This is a genomic window from Haloferax mediterranei ATCC 33500 (assembly GCF_000306765.2).
In the GTDB taxonomy this organism is placed as follows: Archaea; Halobacteriota; Halobacteria; order Halobacteriales; family Haloferacaceae; genus Haloferax; species Haloferax mediterranei.
The window spans coordinates 1522264-1542745 of the sequence record NC_017941.2 but is presented as its reverse complement, the minus strand read 5'-3'; the positions used below and the strand labels follow the sequence as shown (position 1 = coordinate 1542745).

Annotated in this window: 19 protein-coding genes; 12 read left to right on the top strand and 7 right to left on the bottom strand. The window is 61.4% G+C overall.

All coding sequences use genetic code 11. The annotated features are described in order from the left end of the window. Positions 1-59 precede the first annotated feature (59 nt). The gene (locus HFX_RS07935; protein WP_004056819.1) at positions 60-599 is read left to right on the top strand and encodes a CBS domain-containing protein; all 540 of its coding nucleotides are present in this window, start codon (positions 60-62) and stop codon (positions 597-599) included. On the opposite strand, the gene HFX_RS07930 is transcribed toward HFX_RS07935, so the two are convergent. Further along, positions 596-1864, bottom strand: a complete 1269-nt coding sequence (locus HFX_RS07930; protein ID WP_004056821.1) for a cytochrome P450 — start codon at positions 1862-1864, stop codon at positions 596-598. The genes HFX_RS07935 and HFX_RS07930 overlap by 4 nt on opposite strands. Positions 1865-1961: 97 nt before the next feature. Next, positions 1962-2936, bottom strand: coding sequence for a phosphoribosylformylglycinamidine cyclo-ligase (gene purM, locus HFX_RS07925; protein ID WP_004056823.1), 975 nt, complete (start codon positions 2934-2936; stop codon positions 1962-1964). Positions 2937-3337: 401 nt separating this feature from the next. Between purM and HFX_RS07920 the strand changes: the two genes are divergently transcribed. Beyond that, on the top strand, positions 3338-3574 hold the full coding sequence (locus tag HFX_RS07920) for a hypothetical protein (protein ID WP_179955376.1): 237 nt from the start codon (positions 3338-3340) through the stop codon (positions 3572-3574). A 401-nt stretch (positions 3575-3975) separates the two neighbouring features. Here HFX_RS07920 and HFX_RS07915 read toward each other — a convergent pair whose 3' ends face one another. Further along, positions 3976-4599: a zinc metalloprotease gene (locus HFX_RS07915; RefSeq protein ID WP_004056827.1), complete on the bottom strand. Its 624-nt coding sequence runs from the start codon at positions 4597-4599 to the stop codon at positions 3976-3978. Beyond that, positions 4596-6275 carry a TraB/GumN family protein gene (locus tag HFX_RS07910; RefSeq protein WP_004056829.1) on the bottom strand — a complete coding sequence of 560 codons (1680 nt, stop codon included), beginning with the start codon at positions 6273-6275 and terminating at the stop codon, positions 4596-4598. The genes HFX_RS07915 and HFX_RS07910 overlap by 4 nt, the downstream gene beginning before the upstream one ends. A gap of 53 nt (positions 6276-6328) precedes the next feature. Between HFX_RS07910 and HFX_RS07905 the strand changes: the two genes are divergently transcribed. The 10 genes from HFX_RS07905 (at position 6329) to dhaM (ending at position 17342) form a co-directional block, all read left to right on the top strand. Further along, positions 6329-7669, top strand: coding sequence for a glycerate kinase type-2 family protein (locus HFX_RS07905; protein ID WP_004056831.1), 1341 nt, complete (start codon positions 6329-6331; stop codon positions 7667-7669). 66 nt (positions 7670-7735) lie between these two features. Then, complete coding sequence (locus tag HFX_RS07900) at positions 7736-8356, top strand: ArsR/SmtB family transcription factor (protein WP_004056833.1); 621 nt, start codon at positions 7736-7738, stop codon at positions 8354-8356. A 57-nt stretch (positions 8357-8413) separates the two neighbouring features. After that, positions 8414-8857 (top strand): bifunctional nuclease family protein, encoded by a 444-nt coding sequence (locus tag HFX_RS07895; protein ID WP_004056834.1) that lies wholly within the window; start codon positions 8414-8416, stop codon positions 8855-8857. Between the two features lie 58 nt (positions 8858-8915). Beyond that, positions 8916-9404, top strand: a complete 489-nt coding sequence (locus tag HFX_RS07890) for an acyl-CoA thioesterase (RefSeq protein WP_004056835.1) — start codon at positions 8916-8918, stop codon at positions 9402-9404. A gap of 52 nt (positions 9405-9456) precedes the next feature. Further along, on the top strand, positions 9457-9912 hold the full coding sequence (locus tag HFX_RS07885) for a hypothetical protein (RefSeq protein ID WP_004056838.1): 456 nt from the start codon (positions 9457-9459) through the stop codon (positions 9910-9912). 1041 nt (positions 9913-10953) lie between these two features. Continuing rightward, complete coding sequence (locus HFX_RS07875) at positions 10954-11436, top strand: hypothetical protein (RefSeq protein ID WP_004056842.1); 483 nt, start codon at positions 10954-10956, stop codon at positions 11434-11436. A gap of 497 nt (positions 11437-11933) precedes the next feature. Beyond that, on the top strand, positions 11934-15065 hold the full coding sequence (ileS, locus tag HFX_RS07870) for an isoleucine--tRNA ligase (protein ID WP_049917399.1): 3132 nt from the start codon (positions 11934-11936) through the stop codon (positions 15063-15065). Between the two features lie 108 nt (positions 15066-15173). Continuing rightward, positions 15174-16169 (top strand): dihydroxyacetone kinase subunit DhaK, encoded by a 996-nt coding sequence (gene dhaK / locus HFX_RS07865; protein WP_004056846.1) that lies wholly within the window; start codon positions 15174-15176, stop codon positions 16167-16169. 91 nt (positions 16170-16260) lie between these two features. Next, complete coding sequence (dhaL, locus tag HFX_RS07860; protein WP_004056849.1) at positions 16261-16959, top strand: dihydroxyacetone kinase subunit DhaL; 699 nt, start codon at positions 16261-16263, stop codon at positions 16957-16959. Beyond that, the gene (gene dhaM / locus HFX_RS07855) at positions 16956-17342 is read left to right on the top strand and encodes a dihydroxyacetone kinase phosphoryl donor subunit DhaM (protein ID WP_004056850.1); all 387 of its coding nucleotides are present in this window, start codon (positions 16956-16958) and stop codon (positions 17340-17342) included. The genes dhaL and dhaM overlap by 4 nt, the downstream gene beginning before the upstream one ends. Here the strand turns inward: dhaM and ptsH1 are convergent. From ptsH1 to glpK, 3 genes are all read right to left on the bottom strand, one after another. Next, the gene (gene ptsH1, locus HFX_RS07850; protein ID WP_004056851.1) at positions 17339-17623 is read right to left on the bottom strand and encodes a phosphocarrier protein HPr; all 285 of its coding nucleotides are present in this window, start codon (positions 17621-17623) and stop codon (positions 17339-17341) included. The two genes, dhaM and ptsH1, sit on opposite strands and share 4 nt — an antisense overlap. A gap of 89 nt (positions 17624-17712) precedes the next feature. Then, positions 17713-18723, bottom strand: a complete 1011-nt coding sequence (locus HFX_RS07845; protein WP_004056852.1) for a hypothetical protein — start codon at positions 18721-18723, stop codon at positions 17713-17715. A 3-nt stretch (positions 18724-18726) separates the two neighbouring features. After that, on the bottom strand, positions 18727-20265 hold the full coding sequence (gene glpK / locus HFX_RS07840; RefSeq protein ID WP_004056853.1) for a glycerol kinase GlpK: 1539 nt from the start codon (positions 20263-20265) through the stop codon (positions 18727-18729). Positions 20266-20482: the final 217 nt, after the last annotated feature.

The following is a 20482-nucleotide window of genomic DNA, read 5'->3' as shown; positions in this document are numbered from 1 at the left end:
ATGACACACTCAGTGAGCGACCAGAAAACTTTTTCATAACCATGGGTTATCTGCACGGCATGGAACTCCCCACGCCACAGGACCTCCGGGAACGTCGGAACTCACTGGAGCTAACGCAGAGTAAACTCGCCGATATGGCGGGCGTCTCACAGCCACTCATCGCCCGCATCGAGGGTGGCGATGTCGACCCGCGTCTCTCGACGCTCCGTCGTATCGTGGAAGCATTAGACGAAGCAGAGGGTCGAATCGTCCGCGCCGAAGACATCATGAACACGACGGTTCGAAGCGTCGAACCAGACAACTCCGTCCGCCAAGCGCGCGACATCATGCTCGACACCGGGTTCTCGCAGTTGCCGGTCATCAAAAACGGTCGCCCGCTGGGTATCATCTCGACCGCGGATATCCGGCACGTTCAGGAAGATAACGTCACCGACCGACCGGTGAACGAAGTAATGTCCGAAGGCGTCACGACGGTCGAACCTAACACAACGCTCGACGAAATCGGCGTGTACCTCGACCACAATTCGGCCATTATCATCGTCGAAGGTGGCGAAACAGTCGGTATCATCACCGAAGCCGACATCGCCGCCCACATCTAACGTCGGCGGACGACGAGAGGGGTCTGTCCCTTCGGCTGCGTCGTCATCTCCGGCATAATCTCTATCGGCTTGTCTTTCCCCCAGTCAATCTCGAACTCCCGGAGCATCGTCGCAAGTACGATTTTCATCTCGGTAAGCGCAAACGCCCGGCCCAGACAGCTTCGTGGTCCAGCACCAAAGGGCAAGTACGCATAGACCGGCCGGTCGATAGCCTTGGTCCACCGGTCCGGATCGAACGAGAACGGCTCGTCGTACCAGCGTTCGTCGCGGTGTACACGGATGACAGAGAGATGGAGGTCCGAGCCTGCAGGAATGGTTCGTTCCCCAACGGGGAGCGGTTTCGTCGTCTCACGCGGAATCGTGTGAACCGGCGGGTACAGCCTGAGCGCCTCTTTTATCACTCGTTCGAGCACCGGAAGTCGACCTAACTCGTCGACTGTCACTGGACTGTCGCTGACGACGCGGTCCACCTCCTCGACGGCCTGTTTGCGGACGTCGGGATGTGCGGCTAACACGTACACCGTATATGTGAGCGCCAGTGCGGTCGTCTCGTGACCGGCGAATATCATTCCAATGAGTTGGTTCTCCAGCGACTCGGCCGTCTCCGGGTAGTCACTTCCGAGCGCATCTGTGAGGCGCTTTGTGAGGCTGTCCTCGTCTGCGGTTTCGATGAGCTGTTGCACCTCTTCGCGGAGCATCTTCTCTGCTCGCCTGAACCGGCGGCGGCTCGGCGTTGGAACCCACGCGGGGAGCACCCACGACGCAGGTGCGAACCGCCCATTGAGGCCGTCCGATGCGGCTCGAACCCGTTCGTCGGCGCCGATATCGAGTTTTCGCCCGAGGACGGTCGCAAAGATGACCTCGAGGGCCATCGATTTCATTTCGGTTTCGAGTGAGAGGGTTCCCGACTGGGGCCACGTCTCGAGCCGTCGCTCTATTTGCTGACGCATCACCGGCGCGTGCTCGTTGACTCGACCCCGGGTAAAAAACGGGTCAAGTTCCGCCCGCTGTCGTCGCCAGTTATCACCCTCGCTGGCAACGACTGCATCACCGAATGCGGCCTCGAACTCGTGTCCTTTGGTGACGGCGTCGCGCTCGGTTACGAGCGCCCGCTCGAAGTGGTCGGGGTGCGCAACCACATACAGGTCACCCAGACCCACCACATCAAGCCCGACTGCGTCGCCGACCCCGTAGTTCGCCAATAGGTCAGCCACCGTATCGAAAGGATTGAACGCGAAATCGACGCTATGTCCGACGAGTGGCATCCCGCTCGGAGTTGGTGGTGGTTGTGCCACATGTCATATTGGAAATAGAATAGTAAATAGTTAATTGGTTGCCACATCCTCTGGGTTCATTCTGGTTTTATAATTCCAGTCCCCGAATCGAGACGCCCTCACCTGCCTCGACCTTGCCGATAACACGGCCGTCTGTCGCTTCGACGAGTTCGTCCGCATTCGATTCGGGAACGGCAGCGACGAAGCCGGTCCCCATGTTGAACGTCTTGTGCATCTCTTCGTCTGAGACGCCGCCACGTGCTTGGATGAACTCGAAGACCGGTTGCGGGTCGAACGCGTCGTCAACGACGTAGTGGAACTCCCCCATGCGTTCGAGGTTTGTCCATCCGCCACCGGTGACGTGGGCTGCGGCGTTCGTCTCGGCCGCGCGCAGGTCGTCGAGAAGGTACGTGTAGAGACGCGTCGGTTCGAGAAGCGCCTCGCCGATGGTGTCGTAGTCGTCGCCGTCCCACGCGTCGTCGTAGTCGCCGTCGGTGGTGGCGGCCTTTCGGGCGAGTGTGAGGCCGTTCGAGTGAATACCTGAGGAGGGGAAGCCGACGAGAACATCTCCGACTTCGGCTTCGCCCGGGAAGATGGCGTCTTTCTTCGACAGCCCCGCGCAGGTTCCGGCGAGGTCGAGTCCGTTGATGACTTCGGGCATGACTGCCGTCTCGCCGCCGACGAGTTCGATGCCCGCTTCCTCGGCACCGGCGGCGAGTCCCTGACCGACCTGTTCGGCGAACGTTTCGTCCGGTTCGTCGACCGCGAGGTAGTCCACGAACGCGACGGGTCGGACACCCGCAGCTACGAGGTCGTTCGCGTTCATCGCGATACAGTCGATACCGACCGTCGAGTAGTCACCGAGCGCCTCCGCGACGAGGAGTTTCGTCCCGACGCCGTCGGTAGCGAGTCCCAGATACCGGTCGCCGATGTCGAGGAGTCCGGCATAGTCGCCCGACCCGCCGCCAACCTGCGCAACGAGCGCCGCGGTCGCGGCCTCGCTCGCCTCGATGTCGACGCCTGCATCGGCGTAGGTCATCCCTTCGGAGTCGTCTTTCGTCATGTTCGTGTACGAGTTAGGCCGAAATATAAAATCACAGGGTCCTATTCACACACCTTCTCGCATATGTTTGGTTTATTGTTGCCTTCCTGACCATTCCCGCCGCTGGCCCCTCGGTTATGTGGCCCCAAACCTCGTCGCGCGATTGGTTTTGAACACCCTTCGGCAACCCATTATTTCGTGCCTGTGTGTGACTCGAAGATGAATGCAGACAGTATTTCCGGAATCTCCGAAAAACTACGAGAGCCGTCGATAAAACTTCTCGGACGATTTAAGGCGTTTGTAAAACATTACGAAAGAAGAATGTCTCGTTTGGGACATGGTTGAATGAACCGAAAAGGAAGCGAATTCACGGTAACGCTCGGCCCCTTATATGATGGTCCCCGTCGTATGCAGAAATGACGATGTCCGGAATCCCCTCCACGTCTGACTCGCTCGCACTGGACTCTGCGTCGACGCTCGGCCGCATTGCGTTCGAACCGCTCAAGGTCTTCGCGTTTTGGTCGGCGATTGCCCTGCCCCTCGCATACCTGCCCCTGCTTGCGAGCGGTCTCGATTCCGGTGAACTCCCCCTCTTCGCCGGTCTCATTGCCTTGCACGCGGCTACGCTCGTCCTCGGGCGCAACCACGGGCAAGACTAACCGAGTACACGCACCCCCGTTCCGGATTCGTCTCGGTCCCCGCAGACGCTTGGTCTTCCACTCCGTGCGTCGTCTGCCCCTGCAATCGAACTCGAACCCCGTCTTACCCCCCTCGTTCCTTTTGGTCCACTCCCCTCGCCGCTTTTTTGGCTTGCTAACGCTGCCTCGAACTCCACGACCTCCTGCTTTGGGTTAGCCTGCTGCTTGGGTCCGCTCTCCAACCTTGCTCCGACAGTTTGGCCCCCTCTGACTTTGGTTCCACACTCGAATTGCCCCGGCCGCTTCGGTCCTACAACGCCGTCACCGAGATTGGTCTTGGCTGCTGTCGCCATGTCGGGATGATTCTCTGAGGTATTCACTCCAACAATGGGTAGAAAAGACCGGAGACCTGAGAGCGGGCGTCAGAACCCGACGAACAGGAGCAGCCCAACGGTCAGGAGGATAGATAGGACGAGAACGCCCGCAAAGACCGATGTGCTCCACGACTTGACCGTCCGCCCGTCGAGCGACCCGAAGGGAAGCATATTGAACGCCGCGAGAAAGGCGTTGATGACGAGTCCGCGCGACCCGATAAGTTGGACGACGTCGGACCCGATGATGATGCCGCCGACGAACACCGGCGCGAAGGCGACGAGGAGCAGGAGGTTCGTCACCGGCCCGGCGAGAGCGATAAGGCCGTGTTCGCGGTCGGTGAGCATCCCGCGGTGGTACACCGCGCCCGGCGCGGCGAAGATAAATCCGATGAGAGCGCTCATGACGGCGATGCCGAGCATTCCGTAATCCGCACGGAACTCGGCCACTTGGTCGAACTTGACGGCGACGACTTTGTGTGCGACCTCGTGGAGCAGGAATCCCACTCCAGCAGTCAGCAGGCTCACAATCAGCGCGAGACCGAACGACCCGCTGAGGAGCAATGCGAGCGCGCGGTTGCCACCTCCGGCGAAGAAGATGGCGAACGCCAGGCCGAGCGCAAGCCACGCGACGGCGAGGTCACGTAGCTCCCGCGAGGAGAACGTGACGTTCACGTGAGCGTCCTCCAGATGAGGTCGGCGCTGTTTCTTGCCCCTTCGAACATCAGGTTTGCGACGCCCGACGCGCCGCCGAGGTCGGATGCGATGACGGGGATGACGTAGGTGACAAAGAGGAAACTGGCGATGATGCTCCCGATGTTCGTCATGGCGACGACCATGATGAGTTTGAAAAGCGGCACGTCGAACATCTGTCCGACGAGTTCGGGAATCGGCGTCTCCTCGTCCGAGAGCAGTTCGTTGAGTTTCCCGATGTCACCGACGTTGACCGGCGTGTGTCGGAGTTCGACGTAGCCGGTGAACCAGCCGGGTGCGAGAAGCGGGTTGATGGAAGTCATCCACGCGACGAGACCGCCGACGAGGGCACCACTCCAGCGCGCACCGGCGAGTTTGGCGAGCGTGCCGGCGAAGATGCCGTTGATGAGGAACCACGCACCGAAGATTGTCAAGAGCCGCTCGTTGCTGATGCCGGCCATCGCGAGGAGGACGAAAAAGCCGATGAAGACTGCGGTAACGCCGAACCCGATGAGTTTCCCCCACGGGAAGCCCTTCTTTTCGCTGACGCCGACGAGCGACTCCATCGGCGGCAGGGTTTCCGGGCGTTCGAGATAGCTCTCGATACCGGCTTTGTGGCCCGCGCCGACGACGGCGACGACGTCGTGGCCGGACTGTCGGAGTGCGACGAGTTTGTGTGCAATGAAGGCGTCGCGTTCGTCGATGAGCGCCTCCGCGCCGCCGGGGCTGAACCGGCGGAACTCCTCCATCATCGCCGACACCACGTCACCGTCGGTCAGGTCGGCCATGTCGTACTCCTCGTAGTCCTCGACGCCCTCCGCAGGCGCGAACAAGCCGATTGCGTTCAGCACGACCCCGGCGACAACGCCCACGGCGACGCCAGCGACGATACCAATGACGAGGCTGCCGACGATGGCAATCCCGAGGTCTTTGAGGACCGCTGTGGCGAGTCCAGTTCCGATACCGAGTCCGAAACTGAGGATGATTCCAATCGCTGTCCCCCCACCGAGTCCGGCGAGAAGGGCGTCGTCACCGTCGAGATAGAACGACGCAATCGTGTACAGCATGTACGAAGCGGCTCCACCGACGACCGCGGCGGTCGCGGTCCGAGTCAGGATGAGGTCGGTGATGCCGACCGCGTCTCCGTAGAGTCCGACGAGCGGGCCGAGGAAGACCCCGACGGCGATGCCGAAGACCGCACCAACGCCGCGAGCGTCCGCGAAGCCGAACAGTAGCTCGCCGGCCATTCGCATCTTTTCGACGATGCCCATCCGCCGCCAGAAGCGTTGGATGGTCGTCTGGATATTCCGGTCGACGAGCGCCACGTCGAGACCTTCCGATTCCGCGGTCTCGACCGCGGCGAGCATGTCTGCACCGGGCTTTACGTCGAACTTTTCTCCCATCTGCGCCTGGACGTACGAGAGCATCCAGTAGGCGATAAACTGGAAGACGGTGTTTCCGCGAAGGAGGTCACTTGCTTCGATGTCGTCGGGCGACCCGCCCTTCAACTGCCGGTAGCGCCCTTCATCGAGTTCGACCGCGACAACGTCCGGTTGCTCCGCTTTGACGGTCTCTTCGACCTCTCGGACGCTGTCGGCCGAGACGTGGGCCGTGCCGACGACGCGGACGTGACCCTCGCCGGGCGACGAATCGTTCATCGACGGGATTACCGGCCCACGACTTTTATCCGTGTCGGCATCTCCCACGAATCATGCACAGTTTCGACGCGCGAACCCCAAAACCGACCCACGAGACAGCACTCGACTGCCTGCAGGCCGGGGTCGAGGCCGTCCTCCCCGAGCGTGTCGTCCGCGAGTCGGTTTCGCTCGACGGCGACACGCTCACCGTCGCAAACGTGGCCTACGACCTCTCGGCGTACGACCGCATCCTCGTCGTCGGCGGCGGGAAAGCGGGTGACGGTGTCGCGGACGCCCTCGAAGCTATCCTCGGCGAGCGAATCGACGATGGCGTGGTGGTAACGCCGCATCCAGACGACCGCGGTGAAACGAGTAACCGAAACCGAATCGAACGACTTCCCGGTGACCACCCGGTCCCGTCCGCGCGCGGCGTCGAGAGCACGCGCCACCTCGTGTCGCTCCTTTTGGACCTCGACGAGCGAACACTCGTCCTCGTTGCCGTCACCGGTGGCGCAAGCGCCGTTCTCCCGGCCCCGGCCGACGGCATCTCGCTCGCGGACCTTCGCGAGACGACGGACCAACTCCTCGAAAGCGGGGCCGAGATTCACGACCTCAACGCAGTCAGGAAACACCTTTCGACGCTCAAGGGCGGTGGTCTCGCCCGCCTTGCCGCGCCTGCGACAGTCGTCGGACTCGTCCTCTCGGACGTGGTCGGAAACGACCTCAGCGTCATCGCTTCGGGACCGACGGCTCCCGACGAGACGACCTACGACGACGCGCTCGACGTGCTGGACCGATTCGACCTCGACGTACCACGGTCGGTCAGGACGCGCCTCGCCCGCGGGTCTGCTGGTGACCTTCCGGAGACGCCGAAACCGGGTGACTCGGTGTTTGAGCGAGTGACGAACCACATTCTCGCGGACACCTTCACCGCTCTTGACGCCGCCCGCGACGTGGCCCAAGAACGAGGGTACGACACGCTCGTTCTCTCCTCCCGCGTCCGCGGTGAAGCCCGAGAGGCGGCGAAAACGCACGTCGCCGTCGCGGAAGAAGTGCTGGCGACCGGAAACCCGCTCGACGCGCCAGCAGTAGTTCTGTCCGGCGGTGAGTGTACCGTGACTGTTCGCGGCGATGGGTCCGGCGGGCCGAACCTCGAACTCTGCCTCGCGGCCGCGCCCGAACTGCCGGATGGTGCCGTCCTCGCCAGCATCGACAGCGATGGGAAAGACGGCGGCACCGACGTCGCCGGAGCTATCGTCGACGCGGAGGCAGTCGCTGCGCGAGATGCGCACGCTGCCTTGGCGAAAAACGATGCACTGCCGGTGCTCCGGGATGCGGGTGCATTGGTCGAATCGGGGGCGACCGGAACGAACGTCAACGATTTGCGGGTGTTGGTCGTCGATGCGGGCGAGTGACTCGGTGGGGGAAGTGACCGCTCGGGGGACAACAAGTTTGTATCCTCCCGTGTAGTATCGCTTCTCATGGCCGGTTTGCTGCCCTCCGCCCCAGATACCTCCGCCGCAGACGAGCCTTCGCCCCGCGTCATCGGACTCGACGACGACGAGGCGTCAGAACTCCTCTCGGCGCTCTCGTCGGAGACGGCCCGGCGCGCACTCGCCCTTCTCCACGAAGAACCGACGAACGCCGCCGAACTCGCCGAGCGCGTAGACACATCCCTCCAGAACGTCCAGTACCATCTCGGAAAACTCGACGACGCCGGTCTCATCGAGGTGGTCGACACCGTCTACTCCGAGAAAGGACGCGAAATGAAAGTCTACGCGCCCGCGGACCGACCGCTGGTCGTCGTCGCCGCGGCCGAAGAGACGCGAACGGGGCTCGCGAGCATGGTAACGAGTCTTCTCGGCGGCGTCGCCGTGTTGGGTCTCCTCGCAGCGCTCGTTCAGTGGGTTGCCACGCGCGGTCCCGGCGGTCTCTTCCCAGTTGCTGAAACAGGAAGCTCGGACGGGGCTGTCACGATGGCTGCCGAGTCCGCACCTGCGGCCGCACAGAGTATTCCACCCGGAATCGCGTTCTTCGCCGGTGGTCTCGTTATCCTTCTCGCGATTGCAATCGTCCAGTTTGCCCGTTACCGAGCGGAGTAACACGCGGTGACCGATTGGTGGGGTAATTATTCGTACTCCGCGCGACTATTACATGGCATGAAACACCGTGCCGTGGTCCACGGTATCGGGGTCGGTGTCGGTGAAGACGGGTCGAACGTCCCGGCGGTCGTTCTCGAAGCCCGAGACGAGTTCTTACCCATCGTCATCACCTCGGACCAGGCCCAAGCGATTCAACTCGGTCTTTCCGGCGAACAGTTCGAACGCCCGTTGACGCACGACTTGCTCGCCGAGATGGTGACCGAGTTCGGAGGCGCGATAGACAGCATTCGCATTGACGACCTCTCGAACGGCACGTTTTACGCGAAAGTCGACGCCGAGCGGTACCACGCGGGCGAATCGAGGACGTTCGTCTTCGACGCTCGCCCGAGCGACGCCATCGCGCTCGCCATCCGCGTGGACTGTCCGATTCTCATCTCCGACGAGGTACTCGACGCCGCTGGACAGCCTCCAGAGGCGTTTGACACGGACGTAGACGAGTAGTGCGGTAGTCCGGGCCATGTCCCACGATTTCAAGCCCCCCTAGTGCAACCCCTCTCGCATGAGCGAACAGACATCGACGCTCGCCGAATCGCGAACCGAGATGACCGAACTGCTCCTGCCGAACGACACGAACAACCTCGGACGCGCGCTCGGTGGGGCGGTCCTCCACTGGATGGACATCTGCGGAGCAATCGCGGCGATGCGATTTTCGAACCGTCAGTGTGTCACCGCCTCGATGGACCACGTCGATTTCATCAGCGCCATCGACCTCGGCGAGGTGGCCGTCATGGAGGCGTACGTGTTCAACGTCGGCCGGACGAGCGTCGACGTGAAGGTCGACGTGCACGCGGAGAACCCGAAGACGGACGAGCGCCGCAAGACTACGTCGTCGTTCCTGACGTTCGTCGCCCTCGACGACGACGGCGAAACCACACCGGTGCCGCGTCTCGAATGTCCAACACCCGAAGAAGAGGCGCTCCGTCAGGAGGCGGTCGAGGCGCGCGCCGCCCAGTTGGAGTCCGTCATCGACCGGATGGACGAAGCGTAACTACCGCCGACCGCGGCGAACCCTTATCCGGGATGCCGACCCACTCCCGAGCATGCTCGACGTTCCCGTCCCCGAACCGCCGACGCTTCCGAAGGTCGACCCGAACCAGTACGACGATGCGGAGGTTGCGGTCGACGCCGACTTCAAGCGAACCGAACTGGAGCAGTTCCTCGCCGACGGCGCGTGGGCCGACGCGTTCGAAGCGTGGGCGGCGGAGACACCAGTCTCCGAGGAACAGTGGCAGGTCGTCCTCGACCTCGACTTGCTCACGTACTTCGATTTCTTCTGGGACGATTTTGCGGACCGAGTTGGCTACCACGCCCCCGGACTTCCCGAAGATTGGAAAGAACGCGAGTTACATCCCGAGTTGACCTCGTGGGGACAAGTGTCGTCGATAAACGCCGGCCTTACCGAACTCGGACAGGAGGTGTGTGACGTGCTCAAAGACGACTACATCGACTGGGAGTCGGGGTACGAAGCGCCCGACGACCTGCCGGATTTTGGGTAAGGAATCTCCACGAACGTGATACGTCACCACTGACTGATTGGTCTGCAGTGTGTTGGTTTCTAGCCACAATCTTGGAGGAGCATCAGAGCCATCTACTGACCCCAATCGCTTTAGCCTAGAATGGATGCATTACTGCTATATTTTACTTGATAATCAATCGTAATAGCTCACACAAAATCTCTATATGGCCCAGAGCTTAGTATCAACACAAGAACCCATGTCCCACGCTGCCGGTAACGATGTCACTCAGCAAGCACCTGAGGACATCATTGGTGACCCGTTGGAGTCCTTCTCGGCACAAATGGACTCGTTTGGCAGTCTGATATCACTCGTCTTCGATGACTATGAGAATTTCATAGATGAATTAGTCCGGAAAGTGATTGAGCTCCCACCAGAGAGGCGCTTTACTCATTCACACGAGATTGTTGAGGAACAAGTTAGTGAGGAGTTCGGTACTGCAGACGTATTGAGTGCGCAGTTTCCCCAGTTGAACGGTAAGCAACTCTCTCGCTTTATGAGCCAAATCAATGAACAGATACTGAAAAATGTGCTACGTGGAATCTATTTTGACCGCGAGCCGGATACTCGGTTAGTACTTGCAGCACTTGTCCAGTCGACGGAGCATTTTATGTCTGCCATTGAGGATAATCAGTGTGAACGTGCAGTAAGACAGAGGTCGTACAGCGCTCCCCTTGGGCTATTATGTAGGTTGATGTATACTGCAAGGAACCCTGACGAATCTACTATCGAGGATATCGCTATGGATGTTTCACGGTCTCACTATTACTTTGGCTCGGCTTCTAGTAGTGACTCGGAGAATCCCCCGAACCCAGACAATAGACCGTCCTCGGAAGTGATTCAAGAGGTTCGTGAGTACGGTGCGGCTATTGCGTATGCTAATACCCAAATTTCCCTCGGACGGGGTAGCGAGCTAGCACACCTTACCGAGCGAGAATTCAGAACCCGTGTGTTGAAAGAGCATAAAATTCCTGTCCGAAATGGTCCGCAGTCAGCAGAGGACTTGGGCGACCGAATTTAAAAATGACTGATGCTTTTGTCATAGACAACTGTATCCTTTCTTCTTTCTGCTTTGCGGATTGGTTTGACGCAATCACCTTTTGGAAATCGGATTACGACCTCCTTGTCACTCGTCGAGTGTGGGAAGATGAATTCGTGTCACATCACGACCAAGTTCAACCAGATTGGCTATCAATTCGTAGTGTAGACCTGAGCAGCATTCAGGTTCAAGCTAGTGGTCAATTGAGCAAAAAAGACTGGTCCTGTATTGGTCTTGCTGAAGAATACGATGGCAACGCCGCGGTCATCACCAATGATTACCGTCTAAAAACGACCGCTGAGAAGAGGGTTCTCCGAGGAATCTGGGGAACTAGGTTTGCAATAGACACGTACGAGCGATGTGGTATCCCTGTCGATGTTTACGAAAGCGGCCTGCCACAATATCTGGAGGATGTATTACTCCCACCAGAAGCCCAAAAAGCTCTGAAAGAAGCAGAGAAAATATAACTAACCGACTTCACCCAACCGATTTTGTAAATTTCTGTGATTCAACATGGCTCGGTGGCGTAGCCACATGTGTGATAGTTCATATGAGAGGCCAGAGACAGTGCCACAGTGTCGGAGTAAGCGTTATGTCCTCCGCGACACACGAATCAGCTAGCATGCGACAGTATCGGACTGCACGCTGCCGACACGCAGCCACGCAGTCCCAACTCTCCGCTGTCGTCGCCGACTCGCTCATTATTGCGGGGCGTTAGCCTCGCATAACCCAAACTTCGTTTCTCGCGCGCATCGACTCTGAGCACCCGCAGAACATCGTATGGAGGGACACATGCACCACACCCGACAGCAGTATCGACGACAGACAGCTTTCGGACGCTGGCGACGAGCCACCCGTTCGAAACAGCGGAGCGCACACCATGTCTGAGAGCGACCAGACGGAACGCCCGACGGACGCGGACGAGACCCGCCGTTTTGATATATATCCGCGAGAACGTCGGGGTATGGAAGACATCGCAGACCAGTACACGCCGTCGGATGTCGAATCCGCAGTCGGCGAGTACTGGGACGAGAACGACGCGTACGAGGCGACGAAGGAGGCACACGCCGACGACCCGTCGTTCTTCTTCGTCGACGGCCCGCCGTACACGTCCGGCCAGATGCACCTCGGCACGGCGTGGAACAAGACGCTGAAGGACGCCGCCATCCGCTACAAGCGCATGACGGGGCACCACGTCACCGACCGCCCCGGATACGACATGCACGGTCTCCCCATCGAGGTCAAAGTCGAAGAGGAACTCGGCTTCACCTCGAAGCGCGACATCGAGGAGTTCGGCATGGAGGCGTTCATCGACAAGTGCAAGGAGTTCGCCGTCCGTAACCGCAAGGCCATGGACGAGGACTTCCAGTCCATCGGCGCGTGGATGGACTGGGACAATCCCTACCAGACGCTGTCTCCCGAGTACATGGAGTCCGCGTGGTGGGCCTTCTCGAAAGTCGCCGAAAACGGGCTGGTCGAACAGGGCAAGCGGTCGGTCAACTACTGCCCGCGCTGTCAGACCGCCATCGCCGCGAACGAAGTCGAATACGACGAAATCACGTCGCCGTCTATCTACGTCAAGTTCCCGCTGAAGGGCCGTGAGGGCAACCTCGTCATCTGGACGACGACGCCGTGGACCATTCCCGCGAACACCTTCGTCGCCGTCTCCGACGAGATGACGTATCAGGAGGTCCGCGCCGAGAAGGACGGCGAGAGCGAAGTGCTCTACGTCGCCGAACCGTGTGTCGAGGAAGTCCTGAAGAAGGGCCGCTACGAGGACTACGAAGTCCTCTCGGAACTCACCGGCGAGGAAATGGTCGGCTGGGAGTACGAGCACCCGCTTGTAGACGTACTGACCGAGTACGCCGACTTCGAAGGCGCTGGACAGGTCTACACCGCCGACTACGTCGAAGCCGACCGCACGGGGCTGGTTCACTCCGCGCCCGGTCACGGTCAAGAGGACTTCGCCCGCGCACAGGAACTCGGTCTCGACGTGTTCGTCCCCGTCGACGGCAAAGGCGAGTTCACGGAGCAGGCCGGCGACTACGTCGGGACGTTCGTCCGCGACGCCAACCCGGCGGTCATGGACGACCTCGACGAGCGCGGTCACCTGCTCCACGCAGGCGAACACGACCACCGCTACGGGCACTGTTGGCGCTGCGACACGGACATCATCTTCCTCGCCACCGACCAGTGGTTCATCACGGTCACGGACATCAAAGACCAACTGCTGGACAACATCGAGGAGTCCGAGTGGCACCCGCAGTGGGCGCGCGACAACCGCTTCCGAGACTTCGTGAGCGACGCGCCCGACTGGAACATCTCTCGCCAGCGCTACTGGGGTATCCCGCTTCCCATCTGGGTTCCGCAGGACCCCGACGCCGACGCTGCGGAGGAGATGATTGTCGTTGGCACCCGCGAAGAACTCGCCGAGCGCGCCGACCAGGATATCGACCCCGAGACGGTCGACCTCCACCGGCCATCGGTCGACCCCATCACCATCACCGAAGACGGCGTGACCTACGAGCGCGTTCCCGACGTGTTCGACGTGTGGATCGACTCCTCGGTCGCCACGTGGGGCACCCTCGACTTCCCGAGCGAGACGGAGGACTACGAGGAACTGTGGCCCGCCGACCTCATCATCGAGGCACACGACCAGACCCGCGGATGGTTCTGGTCGCAACTCGGCATGGGTACCGCCGCGACTGGCGAGTCCCCGTACAAGCGAGTCCTCATGCACGGGTTCGCGAACGACAAGGACGGCCGCAAGATGTCGAAGTCCGTCGGCAACATCGTCACGCCCGAAGAGGCCATCGACCGCGCCGGTCGGGACCCGCTTCGCGCGTACCTCCTGTGTCACGACCAACAGGGTGTCGACCTCTCGTTCGACTGGGACGGTCTCGAAGACATGCAGTCGACGCTCAACATCTTCTGGAACGTCTTCCGCTTCCCGCTTCCGTATATGGACCTCGACGGCTACGACCCCGCCGAGGCCGACCTCTCAGAAGGCGAACTCACCGTCGTCGACGAGTGGGTGCTCTCGCGTCTCCAGACCGTCAAGGCCGAGATGCACGAGGCGTGGGACGACTACGAGGTCTCCACCGCGCTGAACACGCTTCTCGACTTCATCACCGAGGACGTCTCGCGCTTCTACGTGAAGGCCATCCGCGAGCGCATGTGGGACGAGGAGGACTCCGACTCCAAACTCGGCGCGTACGCCACGCTCTCGACGGTGCTTGCCGAGTCTCTCCGCCTCATCGCGCCCTACACGCCGTACATGGCCGAGCGCATGTACCAGCGTCTCGACGGCTCTGAGACGACCGTCCACATGCTCTCGTACCCCGAACCGGACGAAGACCGCCGCGACGAGGACCTCGAAGCCAACATGGCGGTCCTCCGCGACGTCGAGGAGGCCGCGGCCCACGCCCGACAACTGGGCGGCCGCAAACTCCGCTGGCCCGTCTCGCGCATCGTCGTCGAATCCGACGACGACGAGGTTGCAGCGGCCGTCGAAGCCCTCTCGGACCTCCTCTCGGAGCGCGTGAACACGCGCGCCGTGGAAGTCGTCGACGTGTTCGACGAACTCGTCGAGACGGCGGAACCGCAGATGAGCGTCATCGGGCCGGAGTTCGGCGCTGACGCCCAGAAAATCATGGGTGCCGTCGAGGGTCTCACCCGCGCCGAGGTCGAATCCGGCGTCGAAGTCGACGGCGAGACCTACGAACTCACCGACGAGATGGTCTCCTACCGTGCCGAACCGCCGGAGAACGTCACCGGGGCCGACTTCGAGGGCGGCACCGTCTACGTCGACACCGCGCTTACCGACGACATCGAGTCCGAGGGCTACGCCCGCGACGTTATCCGCCGCATTCAGGAGATGCGCAAGCAACTCGACCTCGACGTCGAAGAGGAAATCGACGTGGGCATCGACGTGGCAGACGACCGCGTCGCCGCCTTCGTCGAGGAGAACCGCGACCTCATCGCCGAGGAAGTTCGCGCTCGCTCGCTCGAACTCGGCACCGCCGACGGCGAGACGGTCGAGACGTGGGATGTCGAAGACGTGTCCGTGACCATCGCAGTCACGCAACTCGAGTAAGTCGTCGCCGACAGCGACGACCCCGTTATTCTTTGGCTCATCGTCGTCTGCCGAGCCTTCCGGCTGACCAACACTTTTGGCCTACTCGGGCGTCTTGGTCTGTGAGTCATGAAGAAACTCATCAACGAACCGAGCGCGGTGGTCGACGAGATGCTCGACGGGATGGTGGCCGCACACCCCGTGCGTCGACTCGACGGGACGAACGTCCTCGTCAGAGACGACGTACCGGTCGATGGGAAGGTCGCGGTCGTCTCCGGCGGCGGGTCGGGCCACGAACCGACACACGCGGGCTACCTCGGCGAGGGCATGCTCGACGGCGCGGCGGCCGGTGAGGTGTTCACGTCGCCGACGGCGGACCAACTCGACGAGATGATTCAGGCGACCGACGCGGGCGAGGGAGTTCTCTGTGTCGTCAAGAACTACGAGGGCGACGTGATGAACTTCGACACCGCCGCCGAGATGGCTTCGATGGAAGGCATCGATGTCGAACAGGCCGTCGTCAACGACGACGTCGCGGTGGAAGATTCGCTGTACACGTCGGGTCGCCGTGGCGTTGCGGGCACTATCTTCGTCCACAAGTGCGCCGGTGCGAAGGCAGCAGAGGGAGCGGACCTCGCGGAAGTCAAGGAAGTCGCGGAGAAGGTCATCGACAACGTTCGAACGATGGGGATGGCGCTGACCTCGTGTGTCACGCCCGAGAAGGGCGAACCGACGTTCGACCTCGGCGAGGACGAAATCGAACTCGGTATCGGCATCCACGGCGAACCCGGCACCGAGCGCGCCGACATGATGAGCGCCGACGAGATAACCGAACATCTGACCGAGAACGTCCTTTCGGACCTCGACCTCGACGAAGGCGAGGAAGTCGTCACGTTGGTCAACGGCATGGGTGGCACGCCGCTTTCGGAACTCTACATCGTCAACCGGAAACTCCAGTCCATCCTCGATGACCGCGGCATCGAGACGTGGGACGCGTGGGTCGGCGACTACATGACCTCGCTGGATATGATGGGCTGTTCCGTCTCCGTCCTCCGCGTCGACGACGAACTGAAGGAACTGCTCGGCGCGCCGGCGGAGACGCCCGCGCTCACCGTCGCCGAATAACTTGACCGACGACCGGTCCGTCCTCGATTTTTCCCGGCAGACTGCTCCACCGTGGCAAGGGCTTAACGAATATGGTTGCGAAGGGGACGCTATGGCCGACGTAGAAACACAACGCGACGCGGTGTTAGACGCGCTCGATAACGTGGCGGCGCGACTCGCCGAGGAGAAGGGGTACCTCACCGACCTCGACTCCGCAATCGGCGACGCGGACCACGGCGCGAACATGCAGCGCGGATTCGGCGAGGCGGCCGAAAAGCGCGAAGCGTTCGCCGAGATGGACCCCGACGAGGTCGTGAAAAACGTCGGCACGACGCTCATTTCGAACGTCGGTGGGGCTTCCGGCCCGCTCTACGGCGGGTCTATCATGTTCGCCAGTCAGGAACTCGAAGACGGGATTACCGCGGAAACGTCGGTCGCCTTCGCGGAGGCGTACCTCGACAAGGTCAAAGACCGCGGCGGGGCGGAGGTCGGGTCGAAGACGATGGTGGACGCGCTCGTTCCCGCGGTCCACACCTACAAGAAGTCCATCGAGCAGGACGACCTCCCGCCGCTTACAGCCCTCGCCAAGGCCGTCGATGCGGCCGAACGGGGAGTCGAGTTCACTGTTCCGCTCAAGGCCCTCAAAGGCCGGTCTTCGTTCCTCGATTGGCGTTCTGTCGGTCATCAAGACCCCGGCGCGACGAGCACGCTGTTCATCCTCGAAGAACTGCTTGCGACCGCTGAGGAGTATCTGGACGGTGCGATCGACCGCGACGCCCACGCCGGTGATGCCGCACGGAGGGACGAATGATTGGTCTCGTCGTCGTCTCGCACAGCGCGAAGGCGGCCGAAGGAATCGCTGACGTAGCCGAACAGATGGGCGGCGGCAACGCCCGCATCGTTCCCGCCGGTGGCGACGAAGACGGAATCGGAACGTCGCCCGACCGCATCCGCGAGGGTATCGAGGAAGCCGACGACGGCGATGGTGTCGTCGTTCTCGTCGACCTCGGAAGCGCCGTGATGAACGCCGAACTCGCCATCGAGATGGCGATGGACGTGGATGCGATTATCGCCGACGCCCCGATTCTGGAGGGGACACTCAACGCCGCGGTGGAGACGACGAGTCCGAAGGCGACGCTCGACTCTGTGGTCGAGCGCGCGACAGATGCGCGCGACTACCGGAAGTTGAACTAATTCTCCGACGCTTCGTCGCCCGACTCGGGCGTCGAAAGCACGTCTTCGAGCGCGTCGAGTGCCGCTTCGGCATCGTCGCCGTCGGCGACCAGTCTGATTTCTTCACCGTGAGAGACGCCGAGACCGGTCACAGCGAGCATGCTCGCCGCGGGGACGAGGCTGTCGTCATCGACACGGCCGAGTGTAATCTCAGCATCGAATGAATTGGCTGTCTCGACGAACTGGGATGCAGGACGGGCGTGGAGACCGTCTTTCGGGACGACAGAGACGATGCGTTCCATACATCCGCTACCGATTGGGGAGCGTTAGCGCTGCCGGTTGCGGAACGTGACCCAAAAAAGCGGTGCGGGACCGTGTGGTTGTTTGTGAGTTAGAACGTCGCGACCCACGACGAGTCCGGGAAGACCCCGGCGATGGCGAGCATCGCAACGAGGAACGTCCCGAACACAATCGCGGCCGCCGGCGGGTCCCAGTGGGTGTCACCGTGCGCGTAGAAGATGCGCTGGAACACCTCACCGAAGAGCGCGGAGATGCCACCGAAGACGCCGCCGATGAGGAGCGCGACGGCACCGAGTTCGGTCGCACCCGCGGTGTACGCGAGCGCCGCGGTCGATGCGGGCAGCGACATGTGGTGAGTCACCGGGATGCGCTCGACGCCGAGGTTCAGGAAGATGAGGCTCGCGGCCGAGATACCGAACGCGAGGAACGGGCTGCCGGTCGAGAGCGCGATGTACGCCGCCATGATACCGACGACGATGCCGATGGCCGTCACTTCTTCCCACTGGTACATGTTCGGCAGCCACGGTTCGACGCTCAGGCGTCCGCCCTCGCCGCCGTCGGCGATTGCGCCGCCGCGAGTCTCACCGCGTTCGAACGGCGTCATGTCGAGGAGGCTGCTGCCGCGGACCTTACCAACGATATCGTAGCCGAAGGCGACGCGGTGGATGAGCGCCGAAAGCGTCACACCCATCGCGATGTGGTCGTACGGCATGTTGAACGATGCCGAGAGGACGGTCAGCCAGTAGCCGATGATACCGAAGATACCACCGACGGCGAGCACGTCGGGCTTCGAGCCGAGTGCGAAGCCGATGTCCTTCGCGTTGTGGTAGTCGAATCCGGAGTCCATGTAGCCACGGTTGGCCGCGTAGGCCGCGGCGGCCGCGCCACCGGCGAAACTGATTGCCGGGGAGAACGGGACACCGAATGCAATCGCGTCCGTGATTGCGCCCGCGTCGGCATCGACGTAGGACGCCACCTCACCGGCGATAACCATGAAGCCGGTGAAGATGAAGGCCGGAAGCGCACCGATTGCTGCACCGAACGCGCCGCCAGCGAAGGCGGCGATAAGCATCTCAATCGCCCAGAGTTGGTCCAGTGCCATTGATTACTCCTCCGTGTCCCGTGCCCAATCCAGCGAGCGGTCGACTGCCTCTTTCCAGCGGCCGTAGCGGTGTTCGACGTTCTGCGGGTCCGAGGGACCGAACTCGCGGTCGACCTGCCAGTTCGCGCGGAGTTCTTCCATCGTCTCCCAGTAGCCGACGGCGAGACCCGCGGCATAGGCAGCACCGAGTGCTGTCGTCTCGTCGACTTGCGGACGGACGATTTCGGTGTCGAGAATATTCGACTGGAGCTGACAGAGGAAGTTGTTCTTGACCGCTCCGCCGTCCACGCGGAGGCTGGAGAGGTCGATACCGCTGTCGGACTCCATGGCTTCGGCCACGTCGCGCGTCTGGAACGCGATGGATTCGAGCGTCGCACGAACGATGTGTTCGCGGCGGGTGCCGCGAGTCATGCCGACGATGGTCCCACGGGCACGCTGGTCCCAGTGCGGCGCACCGAGACCGGCGAAAGCGGGAACGAAGTAGACGCCGTCAGTCGAGTCGACCGACCGAGCGAGCTTTTCGGACTCGGAGGCGTTCTCGATGAGCGTCATGTCTTCGAGCCATTCGATAGCCGCGCCGGTGATGAAAATCGACCCTTCGAGAGCGTACTGGACGGGTTCGCCGGAACGCTGGAAGCCGACGGTCGTAAGCAGGCCGTGTTCGGACATGACTGCCTCTTCGCCGGTGTTCATGAGCATGAACGAACCGGTACCGTAGGTGTTCTTGGCGTCGCCAGCGTCGAAACAGGTCTGGCCGAACAGCGCGGCCTGCTGGTCGCCGAGCGCACCCGCGACGGGCACTTCGGCACCGAGGAAGCCGCTTGCGTCGGTCTCGCCGTAGTGGTCGTCGTCAGACGACGGTCGAACTTCGGGGAGAATCTCGCGGGGGACGTTGAACTCGTCGAGGAGTTCGTCGTCCCACTCCATGTCGTGGATGTTGAACAACATGGTCCGCGACGCGTTGGTAACGTCCGTGATGTGGTTACCCGTCAGCTTGTAGATGAGCCACGTGTCGATGGTACCGAAGGCGAGTTCGCCTTCCGCGGCGCGGTCGCGGATATCTTCGGGTCGCGAGCGCTGAAGCTTGATGGGGTCGGAGTTATCGAGTATCCATTCGGCCTTCGTCGCAGAGAAGTATGCGTCGGGTTCGAGTCCCGTCTTCGCGCGCACTTCGTCCGTCTTACCGTCCGCTTCGAGCGTCTCGATTCGGTCCGTCGTGCGGCGGTCCTGCCAGACGATGGCGTTGTGAATCGGCTGTCCAGTCTCACGGTCCCAGACGATGGTCGTCTCGCGCTGGTTCGTGATACCGATTGCTTCGAGTTGTTCCGGGTCGAGAAGCGCGTCGTTGAGCGCCTCGTTGATGACCGTCTTCGTATTCTCCCAAATCTCGTTTGCGTCGTGTTCGACCCAACCGGGTTCGGGGTAAATCTGTTCGTGCTTCTCGTAGGCGTTGGCGACCACCTTTCCGTCGTGGTCGAACACCATGAAGCGCGTGCCTGTGGTACCTTGGTCGATGGCACCAACGTATGTTTCTCCTGACATTTCTAACCAACCTCGATACGAACTCTCCGAACGAGAGTCCTACCAGTACAAACGTGCACAAATTATATGATAAATCTTTCTTTACTCCCGATTAACTACCTCGAATAGATAACTCCGTTGGAGAGGCACTCTACGTAGGGATAATCGGCAAAACATTTCGTACGCCCACCCCTAATAGTTATGTTTTCGAAATGTCGGGGTGGACAGACCCTACGCG